Below are 15520 nucleotides of genomic sequence, written 5' to 3'. Positions count from 1 at the left end.
CTATGCCGGTCTTCGACTACGACCCACCCGAGCGGTTCGTGGCCGGTGCCTTGGGGCAGCCGGGGGCGCGAGCCTTCTTCCTTCAGGCCCGTGCCGAAGGCCGGCTGACCACGGTCGCGCTGGAGAAGCTCCAGGTGGCGGCGCTCGCGGGCAGGCTCGACGAGCTGCTCGACGAGGTGCTGCGGCGCAGTGGAGGCACCGCCCATATCCCCGCCCTGGCTCCCAGCGACCTGACCGACGACGGCCCCCTCGACACCCCTCTCGACGAGGACTTCAAGGTGGGCACGATGGCCCTGGCCTGGGATCCCGACACCTCCCAGGTGGTCATCGAGGCCCAGGAGATCGTCGACGAGGAGGACGAGGCCGCTCCGGAGCCCGCCATGCTGAGGGTGCGGATGAGCGCGGGGGCAGCCCGCGCCTTCACCGCGCGGGCCCTGCAGATCGTCGCCGCCGGGCGGCCGCCGTGCCCTCTGTGCGGCCAGCCGCTCGACGCCGAAGGACATGTGTGCGTGCGCCTGAACGGATACCGCGGGGGTGAGGCAGCGTCGTGAGCAGTGCCCAGGAGAGCGAGCCGGTAGTCAGAAACGCCCAGCCCTCGGCCGTGCAGGACGAGGGGGCGCTGAGGCTGCTGCGCGACGGCCGCCTGGAGGTGGCCGGACGCCTGGTCGAGGCCACCAACATGACGCTGTACTGCTCGCTGACCCTGGGCGGGCGCACGGCGGCCTGTGTCTACAAACCGGTGCGCGGGGAGCGCCCCCTGTGGGACTTCCCCGACGGTACGCTCGCCGCCCGTGAGGTCGCGGCCTTCGAGGTCTCGCAGGCCACCGGGTGGGGCATCGTGCCGCCGACCGTCTACCGCGACGGGCCGTTCGGACCCGGCATGTGCCAGTTGTGGATCGACACCGAGCACGAGATCGACCTCATGCGCCTGGTCCGCAGCCGCCACCCCGGGCTGCGCCGGATGGCCGTGTTCGACGCGGTGGTCAACAACGCCGACCGCAAGGGCGGCCACCTGCTGCCGCTGCCCGACGGGCACGTCTACGGCGTCGACCACGGCGTCTGCTTCGCCGCCGAGGACAAGCTGCGCACCGTGCTGTGGCAGTGGCGGGGCAAGCCGCTGGCCCGCGACGCGGTGGCGGTCCTGGCCAAGCTCGAACGCGACATCGAGTCGGGCGGGCTGGGGCGCCGCCTGCGTCAGCTGCTGACGCTGGCCGAGGTGGAGGCCACCTGGAACCGCGTACGCCGCCTGCTGGACACCGGCGTACACCCCTATCCGTCGGAGGACTGGCCCGCCATACCCTGGCCCCCCATCTGATCCGGTACTAGAGCGTTTACTACGCTGTGCCCCATGTGCACGGTGATCGTGAGAACCGGCGACCCCCTGACCCTGATGGGCGTGCGTGACGAGTTCGCCGACCGGCCCTGGGAGGGGCCCGGCGAGCACTGGCCCGACCATCCCGGCGTCGTCGGCGGCCGTGACCTCAAGGCGGGCGGCACCTGGCTCGCCGTCGACCCCGCCACCCGCCGCGCCGCCGCCCTGCTCAACGGCCGCGGCGTCCCCGCCTCCGACAAGATCCGCGTCTCCCGCGGCGACCTCCCGCTCAGGGCCCTGGCCGAGGGCGGCCTGCCCGCTGGCGACCTGTCCGTCTACGACCCCTTCCACCTGGTGCTCGCGGATCCGTCCGGCGCCCGCCTGTGGAGCTGGGACGGCGTACGGCGGGCCGCCACCACCCTGCCGGACGGCGTCAGCGTCATCGTCAACAGCGGCATGGACCCCGGCGACCCCCGAGTCATCGCCCAGCGGCCCCGCTTCGCCGCCACGGACGACTGGTGGCCGCTCACCGGCGACCCGCACTCCGCCGAGCCGGGCGCGCTGATTCTGCGCCACGTCCTGCCGGACGGCCGGGTCTTCGCCTCGCTCTCGGTGACCATGGTCACGCTCTCCGCCGACGCGGTGACCACCGAGTTCGGCGACCTCACCGGCCGGATAGGCTCACAGGCATGAGATCGTGGTCTGCCCCGAACATTCCTGAGCTGCCCGGCGAGAGCGTCCCGCTGCGGCTTTACGACACCGCCGCGAGGCAGGTCAGGCAGACCGATCCGGGCCCCGTGGCCCGCATGTACGTGTGCGGCATCACGCCCTACGACGCCACCCACCTGGGCCACGCCAACACCTATCTCGCCTTCGACCTGGTCGGCCGCGTGTGGCGGGATTCCGGGCACGAGGTCCACTACACGCAGAACGCCACCGACGTGGACGATCCGCTCCTGGAGCGGGCCGAGCAGACCGGCATCGCCTGGCAGGACCTGGCCGAGCGCGAGATCGAGTTGTTCCGCACCGACATGGAGGCCCTGCGCATCGTGCCGCCGCGCGAGTACGTGGGCGTGACCGAGGTCGTGGGCGAGGTGGCCGAGCTGATCCGGCGGCTGGGGCCGTACACCTACGATCTCGACGGCGACATCTACTTCAGCCGGGCCGCCGCGCCGAAGTTCGGCGAGGTGTCCGGCTACTCCGAGCAGGAGATGCTGACGCTGTTCGCCGAGCGCGGCGGCGACCCCGACCGGCCGGGCAAGCGCGACCCGCTCGACTGGCTGCTGTGGCGCGCGGAGCGGCCGGGCGAGCCCGCCTGGGACACGGCGCTGGGGCGCGGCCGTCCCGGCTGGCACATCGAGTGCACCGCGATCTCCCTGGCCAGCCTGGGCCCCGGCTACGACGTGGCGGGCGGCGGCTCCGACCTGATCTTCCCGCACCACGAGTGCGGCGCCTCGGAAGGCCACGCCGCCACCGGCGAGTGGCCCTTCGCCCGCTTCTACACCCACGCCGGAATGGTCGGCCTCGACGGCGAGAAGATGTCGAAGTCGAAGGGCAACCTGGTCTTCGTCTCCCGGCTGCGCGCCGAACACGACCCGATGGCGATCCGGCTGGTCCTGCTGGCCCGCCACTACCGCTCGGACTGGGAGTACACCCCCGGCCAGCTGGCGGACGCGGAGGCCCGCCTGTCCCGCTGGCGCGAGGCGACCGCGCTGCCCTCGGGCCCGCGCGCCGAGGACCTGCTGGCGGAGGTACGCGCCCGCCTGTCCGACGACCTGGACGCCCCGGGCGCCCTGGCCGCCGTGGACACCTGGGCCGCCCAGGCCCTGGCCGACGGCCCCGGCCCTGACCCCGCCGCCCCCGCCCTGGTCCGTGCTCTCACCGACGCGCTGCTGGGCGTACGCCTTTAAAGCGCGCGAAAGTAAGCCGCCTTTTGCGGTGACGCTTATGTCGAATGGAATTCCATTCAAGAAACATGAGCACCCTTGGAGTAAATCACCAATCGTAGGCAGGCCCCTGACCTGCGAGTTCGCCAAAGAGACCGCATTCTTGTCCAGGAAAGCACGAAACCTGGTACCTTCTGCCCGGTCATAACTCTCACCGCTCGATCCGCTCCCCGCGGGTTGGTCGAGCTGACCCCGCGATCAACTCCAGGAACGTCTGGGGTCCGAAGGGTGGGAGCTATGAGGGCCAAGGTCGAGGAGTCCGACCCGCAGTACGCGCTGCTGGCGGTGATCCAAGTGCTGATCGGTCTGCTCGATCTGCTTCAGAGGAGTAGGGGGCTCAGCTAGCTGCGCGCTAGCTGAACCCCCGAGTGATGCGAGTTCCCCGGCTGCTGGAGTGACACCAAGGGGCCGGGGGCTCTCATATGCGGGGCAGAAGCTACCACAGCTACCGCGGCATTGTTACCGCAATCAGGGCGTCACTTTCACGCCATGCGGGTGCCGGTCCCGAAACGCCCTCCCGGCCTGGGACGCTCGCGTCGCGGTTCACGCCGGAGCGTGGTAACTCGTGCTTGACGCGGAGGCCGGGCGGCCCGAGGGGGTTTGTCTAGGATGTCAGGCATGTCGGAACCTCAGGAGGTCGTCCTCCTCAACGGCCAGACCCTCGCCTGCGACTCCTGCGGCGGCTCGGCCTTCGAGCAGCACCGCTGGAAGCTGCAGACCACGGGGATGACCTTCATGAACCTCGACTGGGCCAACCGGGACGCGACCTGCTTCGTCTGCGCCACGTGCCGGCGCATCCACTGGTTCCACCTGTGAGCGGTGCCTCGGGGTCGTTTGGGGCGTGGTCCGGCGGGTAGCTGGGCCGCGTTCCGACGGAGGTGCGAAAGTGTTCGATCATCATCGTCCCGCGGCCGTCCTGTTCGACCGCGACGGGACGCTGATCAGGGATGTTCCCCACAACGGCGACCCGGGGCGCGTGGTGGCCATGCCGGGCGCGGGCGCGGCGCTCAGCCGGTTGCGCCGCGCCGACGTGCCGGTCGGGGTGGTCATCAACCAGTCGGACGTGGGGCGCGGCCTGCTCTCGCCGGACGACATGGACCAGGTCAACTCCACGGTGGAGGCGCTGCTGGGGCCGTTCGACGCCTGGGCGATCTGCGTGCACGCCGACGGCGACGGTTGCACCTGCCGCAAGCCCGCACCCGGCCTGGTGATCAGAGCGGCGGCCATCCTGGACGTCAGCCCGCGCGACTGCATGGTCGTGGGCGACCTCGGCAAGGACATGCAGACCGCGCGCGCCGCCGGGGCGCGCGGCATCCTGGTGCCGACCCCGCTGACCAGGCCCGAGGAGATCGACGCCGCCGACGAGGTGGCCGCGGACCTGAACGACGTGGCCGACCGCGTCCTCAGCGAGCCCGTGCTCGCGGGCGCGGGCCTGCGCGGCGCCGGCCTGGCCGACTGGGCGCGCGCCGTGGGCTGGAACCGCTGGTGAAGAGCTGCCGGTAGGACCGACGGCGGCACGGAACCTCTGGTGAAGACCCTCAAGGCCGGCTGAAGGACCTACGCGGTGACGGTGGCCAGGAAGCGCTCGCGTTCGTCGGCCGGGAGGTGGTCGCTGAACAGCACCCCGTCCAGGTGGTCGCACTCGTGCTGCAGCACCCTGGCCAGCACGCCCAGCGCCCGTACCGTGACCGCCTTGCCGAACATGTCCCGCCCGCGCGCCACCACCATGTAGGAACGCTCCAGCGGCCACCAGGCGCTGGGTGCCGACAGGCAGGCCTCGTCCGCGGTCACCTTCCGCTCCGACAGCTCCAGCCGGGGGTTGACGAGGTGCCCGGCCTTGCCGTCGTAGTCGTAGACGAGCACCCGTGACGGCACCCCGATCTGCGGCGCCGCCAGCCCGGCGCGGCCCGCTCCCGACCGCATCGTGATCGTCAGGGACTTCACCAGCCCCCGGAGCTCCCGGTCGAACTCCTTCACCGGCTCCGCCACCGAACGCAGCACCGGATCGCCGAACAGCCGGATCGCCTGGACCCTCACACGCAACTCCCCGAGATCTCGCGCGATGTCAGGGAACAGTTTCCCAGCAATGATCGCCGCCAACCTGGAGCCGGGCGTTACATCCGTGTTGCCGGGGTTACGGCGGTGAGTCCGCTGTAACCGCCGCACCGTCACAGACCGTCAGCGTGCGTAACGAGCGCTGCCTACGGTCACGGCCATGACCCGATGGATCGCCGCATGGCACCCCGACGACCCCGCCTTCTGGGAGCGCACCGGCAAGAAGGTCGCCCGGCGCAACCTCGTCTTCTCCATCCTGGCCGAGCACCTCGGCTTCACCGTCTGGACGCTGTGGAGCGTGGTGGCGGCCAAGACGGGCCGGCTCGACCTGTCGACCGACGAGCTGTTCTGGCTGGTGGCGCTGCCGAACCTGGTCGGCTCCGCGCTGCGCCTGCCGTACACCTTCGGGCCGGCCAGGTTCGGCGGGCGGACGTTCACGGTGGTCAGCGCGCTGCTGCTGCTCATCCCCGCGATCGCGCTCGGATTCGCGGTGAGCGATCCGGCCACGCCGTTCTGGGTGCTGCTGGTGATCGCGGCCACGGCCGGTCTCGGCGGCGGGAACTTCGCCTCCAGCATGGCCAACATCACCTACTTCTATCCGCAGAGTAAGCAGGGCTCGGCGCTCGGGCTCAACGCGGCGGGCGGCAACATCGGGGTCAGCTCGGTGCAGCTCGTGGTGCCGCTGGTGATCGGCGGGCTGGGGCTGGCGGCGGCGGGCTGGTTCTGGGTGCCGTTCATCGTGGTGTCGGCGGTCTGCGCCTGGTTCTTCATGGACAACCTGGCCACCGCCAAGGCTGAGCCGCGCGAGCAGCTCGCGGTCGCCCGCAGCGCCCAGACGTGGATCATGTCGTTCCTCTACATCGGCACGTTCGGCTCGTTCATCGGCTACTCCACCGCCTTCCCGCTGCTGGCCAAGAGCCTGTTCCCGGCGGCGCCGTGGACGGCGGTGGCCTTCGCGGGACCGCTCGCGGGCTCGCTGATCCGGCCGGTGGGCGGGTGGCTGGCCGACCGGCTGGGCGGCGCGCGGGTGACGTTCTGGACGTTCGCCGCGATGGGCGCGGGCGTCCTGCTGACGTGGGCGGCCGCGGCGGGTGGCGGGTTCTGGGCGTTCTTCCTGGCCTTCCAGCTGCTGTTCGTGACCTCGGGTATCGGCAACGGCTCGACGTACCGCATGATCCCGGCCATCTTCCAGGCGAAGGCGCGCGCCGAGCGCGGCGCGGGCGAGCAGGCCCTCGTGTACGGCAAGCGCCAGGCCTCGGCCGCGATCGGCATCATCTCCGCGGTCGGGGCCTTCGGCGGCTTCCTCATCAACCGGGGCTTCGGCATGTCGTTCGCCCAGACCGGCAGCCCGGCGGCGGCCTTCCTGGCCTTCGCCCTCTTCTACGCCGCCTGCACCGCGCTGACCTGGTGGTGCTACCTGCGCACGCTCGGCGCCGCCCGCCTGCCCAGCCTCGCCCACGCCCGCGTGTGAGGCTCACACGCGCGGTGAGCCGCTGTTAGCACAGCAGTAACAGAAGGGACCCAGGGGTGAAACCACCCGAAAGCACGATCGGACCCGTGACCTCACCCCCCGACGGCGCGTCCGTGAAGACGCACTGCCCGTACTGCGCGCTGCAGTGCGGCATGACCGTCACCGCGCGCGGCGGCGAGGTCGCGATCGCCCCCAGGACCGACATCCCGGCCAACGGGCACGGAGGCGGGGCGCTGTGCCAGAAGGGCTGGACCGCCGGCGACCTGCTCCGGCCGGGCGCCCGGCTCACCACCCCCCTCCTGTACGGCGAGCCCGCCACCTGGGAGAAGACCCTTGACCACGTGGCGAGGCGCCTGGCCGGGATCCGCGCGGAGCACGGCCCCGACGGCGTGGCGGTCTTCGGCGGCGGCGGGCTCACCAACGAGAGCGCCTACCACCTGGGCAAGCTGGCCCGCGTGGCCCTCGGCACCAGCCAGATCGACTACAACGGCCGCTTCTGCATGTCCTCGGCGGCGGCCGCGGCCACCAGGGCGTTCGGGCTGGACCGGGGTCTGCCGTTTCCGCTGACCGACCTGGCCGGGGCCGACGTCGTCCTGCTGGCCGGGGCGAACGTCGCCGAGACCATGCCGCCGCTCGTGCGCCACCTGGGCGGGCCGCGGCTGATCGTGGTCGACCCGCGGCTGACGCCCACCGCCAAGCTGGCGGCGCTGCACCTGCAGCCGGCGCCGGGCACCGATCTGGCGCTGGCGCTCGGGCTGCTGCACCTGCTCATCGCCGAGGGCGGGGTGGACGCGACGTACGTGGCGGCGCGGACCTCGGGGTTCGCGGCGGTGCGGACCTCGGTGGCCTCCTGGTGGCCGGAGCGGGTGGAGCGGATCACCGGGGTGCCGGTGGCTCGGATGCGCTCTGCCGTACACATGCTGAAAAATGCGGATAACGCGTACATTCTCACCGGGCGCGGCGCCGAGCAGCACGCCAAGGGGACCGACACCGTCTCCGCCTTCGTCAACCTGGCCCTCGCGCTCGGCCTGCCCGGCACCCCCGGCAGCGGCTACGGCTGCCTGACCGGCCAGGGCAACGGGCAGGGCGGCCGCGAGCACGGGCAGAAGGCCGACCAGCTTCCCGGCTACCGCAGGATCGACGATCCGGCGGCGCGCGCCCACGTGGCGGCGGTCTGGGGGATCGAGCCGGCGGCGCTGCCCGGACCCGGCCGTTCCGCCCAGGAGCTCCTGGACGCGCTCGGCACCCCGGAAGGGCCCAGGGCGCTGCTGCTGTTCGGTTCCAACCCGGTCGTGTCCGCGCCGCGCTCCGGCACGCTCGCCGACCGGCTGCGCCGCCTCGACCTGCTGGTCGTCGCCGACGTGGTGCTGTCGGAGACGGCCGCGCTGGCCGACGTCGTCCTGCCCGCCGCCCAGTGGGCGGAACAGGACGGCACCATGACCAACCTCGAAGGCCGCGTGCTGCTGCGGCGGCGCGCGTTCCCGCCGCCCGGCGAGGTCAGGACCGACCTGGAGATCATCCAGGGCATCGCGGCCGGGCTCGGCCACACCTGGACGGCCAGCCCGCCCGCCGTCTTCGACGAGCTGCGCCGCGCCAGCGCGGGCGGCCTCGCCGACTACGCCGGCATCACCTACGACCGGATCGCCGCCGAGACCGGCGTGTTCTGGCCCTGCCCCGCCGAGGATCACCCCGGCACGCCCCGCCCCTTCCTCGACCGCTTCGCCACCCCCGACGGGCGCGCCCGCTTCACCCCGGTCGAACACCGCCCGCCCGCCGAGGAACCCGACGACGACTACCCGGTGCACCTGACCACCGGCCGGGTCCTGGCCCAGTACCAGAGCGGCGCCCAGACCCGCCGCGTCGCCGCCCTGGTCGAGGCGGCCCCCGAACCGTTCGTCGAACTCCACCCCGACCTCGCCGCGCAGCTCGGCATCGGCGCCGGCGACCTGGTCCGCGTGCGCAGCCGCCGCGGCAGCGCCGAGGTCGTCGCCAGGATCACCCCCGCGATCAGGCGCGACACCGTGTTCATGCCGTTCCACTGGGAGGGCGTCAACCGCCTCACCAACCCCGCGCTCGACCCGGCCTCGCGGATGCCGGAGTTCAAGGTGTGCGCCGTGAGACTGGAGAAGGTGGCATGAGACTCGTCGTCATCGGCAACGGCATGGCCGGCTCGCGCCTGGTCAGCGAGGTACGGGCGCGCGACCCGCGGGTCAGGGTCACCGTCTTCGGCGCCGAGCCGTGGCAGCCCTACAACCGGGTGCTGCTGTCCAACGTCCTGGCCGGGAGCTCGGGGCCCGACCAGGTACGCCTGCTGGACGCCGCCTGGTACGCCGAGCACGGCGTCCAGGCGGTCCTCGGCGCCGAGGTCGTCCAGATCGACCGCGACACCCAGGCGGTCATCACCCGGGACGGGCGGCGCGAGCCGTACGACGTGCTGGTCCTGGCCACCGGCAGCGAGGCGGTCGTGCCGCCGATCCCGGGGGTGGCGCGGGCGGTGCCGTTCCGCACGCTCGGGGACTGCGAGCGCATCGTGGCCGCGGCCGCGCACGCCCGGCGCGCCGTCGTCGTGGGCGGCGGCCTGCTCGGCGTGGAGGCGGCGCGCGGCCTGGCCGGGCGCGGCCTGCCCGTCACGCTCCTGCACCTGGCGGGACACCTCATGGAACGCCAGCTCGACGCCGAAGCCGGGCTCATGCTCGGCGAGACGCTGGGCGAGCTCGGCGTCGAGATCCGCACCGGCGTCACCGTCTCCGCCATCACCGGCTCCGGCGTCCACCTGGGCGCCGGAGCCGCACAGGAGGTGGTGGAGGCCGACCTCGTGGTGCTCGCCTGCGGCGTGCGTCCGCTCACCGGACTCGCCGCGCAGGCCGGTCTGGAGGTACGGCGGGCCGTCGTCGTGGACGACGAGCTGCGCACCGACGACCCGTCGATCTTCGCCGTCGGCGAGTGCGCCGAGCACGACGGCACCGTCTACGGGCTGGTCGCCCCCGCCTGGGAGCAGGCCGCGGTCGCCGCCGACGTCATCACCGGCGGCAAGGCGCGCTACCGGGGCTCGCGCCTGGTCACCCGCCTCAAGGCGCGCAGCGTGGAACTGGCCGCCATGGGCGAGACGCACCTGGAGGAGGACCAGGCCGAGGTGGTCAGGTTCAGCCATCGCGCCCGCGGCACGTACCGCAAGCTCGTCATCCGCGACGGCCGGCTGGTCGGCGCGATCCTGCTGGGGGAGAGCGACGCGGTCGGCACCCTCACCCAGCTGTACGACCGCGGCGGCCCGCTGCCCGGCGACCGCGCGGGCCTGTTGTTCCCCGGCCCGCAGGGCTCCGGGGCGGTGGCCGACAGCCCCGTCCGGATGCCGGACGCCGCCAAGGTCTGCCATTGCAACAACGTCACGAAGGGCCAGATCCGCGCCTGCTGGGAGGCGGGCGCCCGCGACCTGGCCGCGGTCAGCGCGGCCACCAGGGCCACGACCGGCTGCGGCACCTGCCGTGACGCGGTCGAGGGCATCGTGGACTGGCTGTGCGAGCAGGAAGGGGTGAACGCATGAGCAGGCTCGTGGTCGTCGGCTACGGCCCCGCCGCCCAGCGGCTGCTGGAGTCGCTGGCCGAGCGCGGATACGACGGGCGGGTCACGGTGCTGGGGGAGGAGCCGCTGCCCGCCTACGACCGGGTGGCGCTGACCTCCTACCTGAAGGGCACGAGCGCCGCCGACCTCACCTACACCCCGCCCGCCGGCGTCGTCACCCGGCTGAACTCCCGCGTCACCGCCGTCGACCGCGCGGCCCGCGCCGTGACCACCGCCGACGGCCACGTCGAGCCCTACGACGTCCTGGTGCTGGCCACCGGCTCGGCCCCGTTCGTGCCCCCGGTGCCGGGCGCCGGCGACGCCCTGGTCTACCGCACCATCGCCGACCTGGACGCCATCCGCGCCGCCGCCGGAAACGCACTGGCGGCCGGTCGGAACGGCGGGGTCGTGGTGGGCGGCGGGCTGCTGGGCCTGGAGGCCGCCGACGCGCTCCAAGGGCTCGGGCTGCGCACCCACATCGTCGAACTGGCCCCCTGGCTGATGCCGCGCCAGGTGGACGAGGGCGGCGGCGCCGTGCTGAAGAGCCACATCGAGGCGCTCGGCATCGGCGTGCGTCCCGGCGTGTCGCTGGAGCGGATCGAACCCGGCCGCGTGCTGCTGAGCGGCGGCGAGGAACTGCCGGCCGGCGTCGTGGTGATCTCCGCTGGCATACGGCCACGCGACGAGCTGGCCAGAGCCTGCGGGCTGGAGGTCGGCGAACGGGGCGGCATCGTCGTCGACGACGGCATGCGCACCTCCGATCCCGCCGTCTACGCCGTGGGGGAGTGCGCCCTGGCCGGCGGGCAGGTGTACGGGCTGGTCGGGCCGTGCAACACCATGGCCGAGGTGGCCGCCGGCCGGATCACCGGGGGCCGCTCGGTCTTCGGCGGCGCCGACCTGTCGACCAGGCTGAAGCTGCTCGGTGTCGAGGTGGCGCAGTTCGGGGCGATGGAGGGGGCGCTGGACGTCACCTACATGGACCCGGTCGCCGGGGTCTACAAGCGGCTGTTCGTCTCCGACGACGCCTCGACGCTGCTGGGCGGCATCTGCGTGGGGGACGCCGCGCCGTACTCCGCGCTGCGGCCCTTCGTCGGAAAGGCGCTGCCCGCCGCACCGTCGGACCTGCTGTTCAGCGGCGGCGGCCTCGCCCTCGACCTGCCCGACGACGCGCAGGTGTGCTCGTGCAACAACGTCAGCGCCGGACGGGTGCGCGCGGCGATCGGGGACGGCGCCCGTGACGTGCCCGCGCTCAAGGAGTGCACCCGCGCGGGCGGTTCGTGCGGCTCGTGCCTGCCCGCGCTGAAGCGGCTGCTGGAGAAGTCCGGCGTCGAGCTGCCCAAGGCATTGTGCGAGCACTTCGCCCACAGCCGCGCCGAACTGTACGACATCGTGCGGGTACGCGGGATCACCACGTTCTCCGAGCTCATCGCCGCGCACGGCACCGGCAGGGGCTGCGACGTGTGCAAGCCGACCGTCGCCTCGATCCTGGCCTCCCTGCACAGCGGGCACGTGCTGGAGGGCGAGCGCGCGGCCCTGCAGGACACCAACGACCACTTCCTGGCCAACATCCAGAAGAACGGCACCTACTCCGTCGTCCCGCGGGTGCCCGGCGGCGAGATCACGCCCGACAAGCTCATCGTCATCGGCGAGGTGGCCCGCGACTTCGGCCTCTACACCAAGATCACCGGCGGGCAGCGGATCGACCTGTTCGGCGCCCGGGTGGAGCAGCTGCCGGGCATCTGGCGGCGGCTGGTGGACGCCGGGTTCGAGTCCGGCCACGCCTACGGCAAGGCGCTGCGGACGGTGAAGTCCTGCGTGGGCTCGGCCTGGTGCCGGTACGGCGTACAGGACTCCGTCGGCCTGGCCATCGCGCTCGAACTGCGCTACCGGGGCCTGCGCGCCCCGCACAAGCTGAAGTCGGCCGTGTCCGGCTGCGCCCGCGAATGCGCCGAGGCCCGATCCAAGGACTTCGGCGTCATCGCCACCGAAAGCGGCTGGAACCTCTACGTCGGCGGCAACGGCGGCTTCACTCCACGCCACGCCGACCTGCTGGCCGCCGACCTGAGCACCGCCGAGCTGGTGCGGACCATCGACCGTTTCCTGATGTTCTACATCAGCACCGCCGACCGGCTCCAGCGCACCGCCGCCTGGCTCGAAGCGCTGGAGGGCGGCCTCGGCTACCTGCGCGAGGTCGTCGTCGAGGACTCGCTGGGCATCTGCGCCGACCTGGACGCGCGGATGGCGCGGCACGTGGCCGGATACCAGGACGAGTGGCGGGCCACGCTGGAGGACCCCGGCAAGCTCGCCCGCTTCGTCAGCTTCGTCAACGCCCCCGGCACGCCCGACCCGTCCATCTCCTTCGAGACGGTGCGCGAGCAGATCCAGCCCGTTCTGATCCCCTTGGAGGTCGTGCGATGACCACGCTGCTACACGGTGTGTGGACCACAGTCTGCCGCTACACCGACCTGCTGCCGGAGCGCGGCGTCTGCGCGCTGGTGAACGGCCGCCAGATCGCCGTGTTCCGCGACTTCGGCGGCCGGGTGTACGCCGTCGGCAACCGGGACCCGTTCAGCGGCGCCTACATCCTGTCCCGCGGCATCGTCGGCACCAAGGGCGGCGAGCCCACGGTGGCCTCGCCCATGCACAAACAGGTGTTCTCGCTGGTCAGCGGTGAATGCCTGGACGGAGGCGCGGAGGCGATCCCTGTCCACCAGGTCCGGCTGGCGGGCGAGTACGTCGAGGTACGGGCATGACCGGCCGGGCCGTGCCGGAGACGGCGCCCGACTCGCTGGCCGGGTTCACCGTGGGCGTGACCGCCACCCGGCGGCGCGAGGAGTTCGGCGCGCTGCTGCAACGGCGCGGCGCCCGCGTGGTCAGCGCGCCCGCCATCCGCCTGGTCCCCCTGGAACAGGACGGCGACCTCCTGGAGGCCACGCGCCTGGCCCTCGCCGCGCCCATCGACGACGTCGTGATCACCACCGGGGTGGGCTTTCGCGGCTGGATGGCCGCGGCCGAGGGGTGGGGGCTCTCCGGCGAGCTGGCCGAACGCCTCACCCGGGCCCGCCTGCTCACCCGCGGGCCCAAAGCCAGGGGAGCGGTGCGCGCCGCCGGGCTCGGCGACCACTGGACCCCGGCCACCGAGTCCTGCGACGAGGTCAAGGAGTACCTGCTGGCGCAGGATCTGGGCGGGCGGCGCATCGCCGTGCAACTGCACGGCGAGCCTCTGGCCGGATTCGTGGCCGACCTGCGGCGCGCGGGCGCCGAGGTGATCGAGGTGCCCGTCTACCGCTGGCTGCCCTATCGCGACACCTCGCCGCTGCGCCGCCTGGTCAACCAGGCCGTCACCGGCGCCGTGGACGCGGTCGCCTTCACCAGCGCCCCCGCCGTCCTCGCGATGCTCCGCGAGGCCCGCGCCCGAGGCCAGGAGGAGGCGCTGCTGGGAGCGTTCTCCGGCGGCGTCGTCGCGGCCTGCGTGGGGCCGGTCACCGCGCACCCGCTGGTCGAGCGCGGCGTGCCCACCCTGCAGCCGGAGCGCTCCCGCCTCGGCGCGCTGGCACGGGCGCTGGCCAGGCATCTGCCCGAGTTCGGCGTCGCGCGCGTCACCGCGGGCGGGCACCGGCTGGAGATCCGCGGCCACGCCGTCGTCGTGGACGGCGAACTGCGGCCCCTGCCGCCCGCGCCCATGGCCGTGCTCAAGCGCCTGGCCGACAAGCCGGGACACGTCGTCGCCCGCGCGGAGCTGCGCCTGGTCCTGCCCGGCAGCCCCGCCCGCGAGTCGGCCGAACACGCCGTCGAGATGGCCGTCACCCGCCTGCGCCGCGCCCTGGGCCCGCCCGGGATCGTGGAGACGGTCGTCAAGCGCGGCTACCGCCTGGCCGTCCGGTGACGCTGGTCCTGGCCGCGCACGGAACCCGCGACGCCCGCGGCGAGGCCGTCCTGCGCGACCTGGCCGAAGCGGTCCGCGCCCGTCGTCCGGGCCACCGCGTGCACCTCGCCCACCTGGAGATCAGCCGCCCTCTGCTGTCCAGCGCTCTCCCCGGCCTGCCCGGCCCGGTGACGATCGTCCCGCTCCTGCTGGCAGGCGGCTACCACGCCCACGTCGACCTGCCCGAGATCGTCTCGCGCACCCGTCCGGACGCGCGCCTGGCCCGCCCGCTGGGTCCCCATCCGCTGCTGTCGCGGGCCCTGGCCCGCCGCCTCGCCGAGGCCGGGCTGCGCCCGGACGACGCGGTGGTGCTCGCGGCCGCCGGCTCCTCCGACCCCGCGGCCCTGGCCGACGTGCGCGCGCAGGCCCGCCTGCTGTCGGTACGGCTGGGCCGCCCGGTCACCGCCGCCTTCGCCGCGTCGGGCACCCCCGCCTTCGCCGCGTCGGGCACCCCCGCCCTGCCCCGGGAGTGGGGCCGCAGGACGGCGCTCGCCTCCTACCTGCTCGCCCCCGGCTTCTTCCACACCCGCTTCCAGCACTCCGGCGCCGCCCTGGTCAGCGCGCCCATCGGCGCCGACCCCAGCCTGGCCGCGCTGATCTGGCGGCGGTTCGACGACGTTCAGCGGGCCAGGAAGTGCCAGCCCACCCACCACCACGACAGGATGACCAGCACCCGGCCCGCGGGATGACGCATCACCCAGGCGAAGCAGTCGCCCGCCGTCGGCGTCGTGGACCCCGGCAGCCGCGCGACCACCTCCAGCACCAGCATGGCCACCGCCACCGCCACATAGCCGAAGACCGTGATCTCCCACGTCATCGCCGCACCAGCCCCCATCCGACCACCAGCCACGCCACCCAGAACAGGCCCCGCCAGTCCGGCGACAGCAGCACGGGATCCAGCAGGTCGCTGACCGTCGGCTGCCCGGGATCGTCACCCGCCAGCAGCGCCCACACCTCCCACACGCCGAACGCCGCGAACAGCGCCACCCACACCTGCCAGCCCGGCGCGGCCGGCCGCCGCGGCGCCTCCCGGCGCGGCAGCCCCGGCCACAACGCCGTCACCAGGGCGACCACTCCGACCACGCCCACGACCGCGTACGTGAGCCCGCCGAACGACGGCAACCGCCCGCCGCCGGCCCAGGCGGCCACCAGCACCGCCCCGCCGAGCATCCAGCCCAGCGGGCGGCGCCGGTGCGCCCGCAGCTCGGGCTCACCCGTTTCCCTATGGCTCTCCATGACTCTCCTCCGGGGCT

Annotated in this window: 16 protein-coding genes; 13 read left to right on the top strand and 3 right to left on the bottom strand. The window is 73.3% G+C overall.

Features of this window, described 5'->3' with window-relative positions:
- Positions 1-2: 2 nt before the first annotated feature.
- The 6 genes from ACIBI5_RS23630 to ACIBI5_RS23605 all read left to right on the top strand — a co-directional run bounded on the left by ACIBI5_RS23630 (position 3) and on the right by ACIBI5_RS23605 (position 4747).
- Positions 3-551, top strand: a complete 549-nt coding sequence (locus ACIBI5_RS23630) for a DUF3090 domain-containing protein (RefSeq protein WP_397250078.1) — start codon at positions 3-5, stop codon at positions 549-551.
- The gene (locus ACIBI5_RS23625) at positions 548-1315 is read left to right on the top strand and encodes an SCO1664 family protein (protein WP_397250076.1); all 768 of its coding nucleotides are present in this window, start codon (positions 548-550) and stop codon (positions 1313-1315) included. The genes ACIBI5_RS23630 and ACIBI5_RS23625 overlap by 4 nt, the downstream gene beginning before the upstream one ends.
- Before the next feature lie 33 nt (positions 1316-1348).
- Positions 1349-2005 (top strand): NRDE family protein, encoded by a 657-nt coding sequence (locus ACIBI5_RS23620; RefSeq protein ID WP_397250074.1) that lies wholly within the window; start codon positions 1349-1351, stop codon positions 2003-2005.
- The gene (mshC, locus tag ACIBI5_RS23615; protein WP_397250072.1) at positions 2002-3222 is read left to right on the top strand and encodes a cysteine--1-D-myo-inosityl 2-amino-2-deoxy-alpha-D-glucopyranoside ligase; all 1221 of its coding nucleotides are present in this window, start codon (positions 2002-2004) and stop codon (positions 3220-3222) included. Before ACIBI5_RS23620 ends, mshC begins: the two co-directional genes overlap by 4 nt.
- 654 nt (positions 3223-3876) lie before the next feature.
- Complete coding sequence (locus ACIBI5_RS23610) at positions 3877-4074, top strand: hypothetical protein (protein WP_397250070.1); 198 nt, start codon at positions 3877-3879, stop codon at positions 4072-4074.
- Between the two features lie 70 nt (positions 4075-4144).
- Positions 4145-4747, top strand: a complete 603-nt coding sequence (locus tag ACIBI5_RS23605; RefSeq protein WP_397250068.1) for a D-glycero-alpha-D-manno-heptose-1,7-bisphosphate 7-phosphatase — start codon at positions 4145-4147, stop codon at positions 4745-4747.
- A gap of 68 nt (positions 4748-4815) precedes the next feature.
- On the opposite strand, the gene ACIBI5_RS23600 is transcribed toward ACIBI5_RS23605, so the two are convergent.
- On the bottom strand, positions 4816-5295 hold the full coding sequence (locus ACIBI5_RS23600) for a peptide deformylase (protein ID WP_397250066.1): 480 nt from the start codon (positions 5293-5295) through the stop codon (positions 4816-4818).
- 178 nt (positions 5296-5473) lie between these two features.
- On the opposite strand from ACIBI5_RS23600, the gene ACIBI5_RS23595 reads away from it, so the two are divergent.
- The 7 genes from ACIBI5_RS23595 (at position 5474) to ACIBI5_RS23565 (ending at position 14956) form a co-directional block, all read left to right on the top strand.
- Entirely contained in the window at positions 5474-6784 is a 1311-nt protein-coding gene (locus ACIBI5_RS23595; RefSeq protein ID WP_397250064.1) for an MFS transporter, read from the top strand.
- 86 nt (positions 6785-6870) lie between these two features.
- Positions 6871-8922 (top strand): molybdopterin oxidoreductase family protein, encoded by a 2052-nt coding sequence (locus ACIBI5_RS23590; protein WP_397250062.1) that lies wholly within the window; start codon positions 6871-6873, stop codon positions 8920-8922.
- Positions 8919-10325 (top strand): FAD-dependent oxidoreductase, encoded by a 1407-nt coding sequence (locus ACIBI5_RS23585; RefSeq protein ID WP_397250060.1) that lies wholly within the window; start codon positions 8919-8921, stop codon positions 10323-10325. Before ACIBI5_RS23590 ends, ACIBI5_RS23585 begins: the two co-directional genes overlap by 4 nt.
- Positions 10322-12760: a nitrite reductase large subunit NirB gene (gene nirB, locus ACIBI5_RS23580; RefSeq protein ID WP_397250058.1), complete on the top strand. Its 2439-nt coding sequence runs from the start codon at positions 10322-10324 to the stop codon at positions 12758-12760. The genes ACIBI5_RS23585 and nirB overlap by 4 nt, the downstream gene beginning before the upstream one ends.
- Complete coding sequence (gene nirD / locus ACIBI5_RS23575) at positions 12757-13095, top strand: nitrite reductase small subunit NirD (protein WP_397250056.1); 339 nt, start codon at positions 12757-12759, stop codon at positions 13093-13095. The genes nirB and nirD overlap by 4 nt, the downstream gene beginning before the upstream one ends.
- Positions 13092-14228 (top strand): uroporphyrinogen-III synthase, encoded by a 1137-nt coding sequence (locus ACIBI5_RS23570; RefSeq protein ID WP_397250054.1) that lies wholly within the window; start codon positions 13092-13094, stop codon positions 14226-14228. The genes nirD and ACIBI5_RS23570 overlap by 4 nt, the downstream gene beginning before the upstream one ends.
- Positions 14225-14956, top strand: a complete 732-nt coding sequence (locus ACIBI5_RS23565; protein WP_397250052.1) for a sirohydrochlorin chelatase — start codon at positions 14225-14227, stop codon at positions 14954-14956. The genes ACIBI5_RS23570 and ACIBI5_RS23565 overlap by 4 nt, the downstream gene beginning before the upstream one ends.
- On the opposite strand, the gene ACIBI5_RS23560 is transcribed toward ACIBI5_RS23565, so the two are convergent.
- Together ACIBI5_RS23560 and ACIBI5_RS23555 are read right to left on the bottom strand one after the other, a co-directional pair.
- Positions 14887-15084, bottom strand: coding sequence for a DUF6186 family protein (locus ACIBI5_RS23560; RefSeq protein WP_397250050.1), 198 nt, complete (start codon positions 15082-15084; stop codon positions 14887-14889). The two genes, ACIBI5_RS23565 and ACIBI5_RS23560, sit on opposite strands and share 70 nt — an antisense overlap.
- On the bottom strand, positions 15081-15503 hold the full coding sequence (locus ACIBI5_RS23555) for a hypothetical protein (RefSeq protein WP_397250048.1): 423 nt from the start codon (positions 15501-15503) through the stop codon (positions 15081-15083). The genes ACIBI5_RS23560 and ACIBI5_RS23555 overlap by 4 nt, the downstream gene beginning before the upstream one ends.
- Positions 15504-15520: the final 17 nt, after the last annotated feature.

The sequence above is a fragment of the Nonomuraea sp. NPDC050540 genome (genome assembly GCF_044457485.1).
Taxonomy (GTDB): Bacteria; Actinomycetota; Actinomycetes; order Streptosporangiales; family Streptosporangiaceae; genus Nonomuraea.
Note: the sequence above shows the minus strand (reverse complement) of the source record. Positions and strands in the feature narration are given on the sequence as shown.

What these genes read in the sequence shown, in the direction of transcription:
- nirD (WP_397250056.1), top strand. Translation starts at nt 12,757, where the DNA reads ATGACCACGCTGCTACACGGTGTGTGGACCACAGTCTGCCGCTACACC.
- ACIBI5_RS23610 (WP_397250070.1), top strand. Translation starts at nt 3,877, where the DNA reads ATGTCGGAACCTCAGGAGGTCGTCCTCCTCAACGGCCAGACCCTCGCC.
- ACIBI5_RS23570 (WP_397250054.1), top strand. Translation starts at nt 13,092, where the DNA reads ATGACCGGCCGGGCCGTGCCGGAGACGGCGCCCGACTCGCTGGCCGGG.
- ACIBI5_RS23555 (WP_397250048.1), bottom strand. Translation starts at nt 15,503, where the DNA reads ATGGAGAGCCATAGGGAAACGGGTGAGCCCGAGCTGCGGGCGCACCGG.
- ACIBI5_RS23630 (WP_397250078.1), top strand. Translation starts at nt 3, where the DNA reads ATGCCGGTCTTCGACTACGACCCACCCGAGCGGTTCGTGGCCGGTGCC.
- ACIBI5_RS23620 (WP_397250074.1), top strand. Translation starts at nt 1,349, where the DNA reads ATGTGCACGGTGATCGTGAGAACCGGCGACCCCCTGACCCTGATGGGC.
- ACIBI5_RS23585 (WP_397250060.1), top strand. Translation starts at nt 8,919, where the DNA reads ATGAGACTCGTCGTCATCGGCAACGGCATGGCCGGCTCGCGCCTGGTC.
- ACIBI5_RS23560 (WP_397250050.1), bottom strand. Translation starts at nt 15,084, where the DNA reads ATGACGTGGGAGATCACGGTCTTCGGCTATGTGGCGGTGGCGGTGGCC.
- nirB (WP_397250058.1), top strand. Translation starts at nt 10,322, where the DNA reads ATGAGCAGGCTCGTGGTCGTCGGCTACGGCCCCGCCGCCCAGCGGCTG.
- mshC (WP_397250072.1), top strand. Translation starts at nt 2,002, where the DNA reads ATGAGATCGTGGTCTGCCCCGAACATTCCTGAGCTGCCCGGCGAGAGC.
- ACIBI5_RS23595 (WP_397250064.1), top strand. Translation starts at nt 5,474, where the DNA reads ATGACCCGATGGATCGCCGCATGGCACCCCGACGACCCCGCCTTCTGG.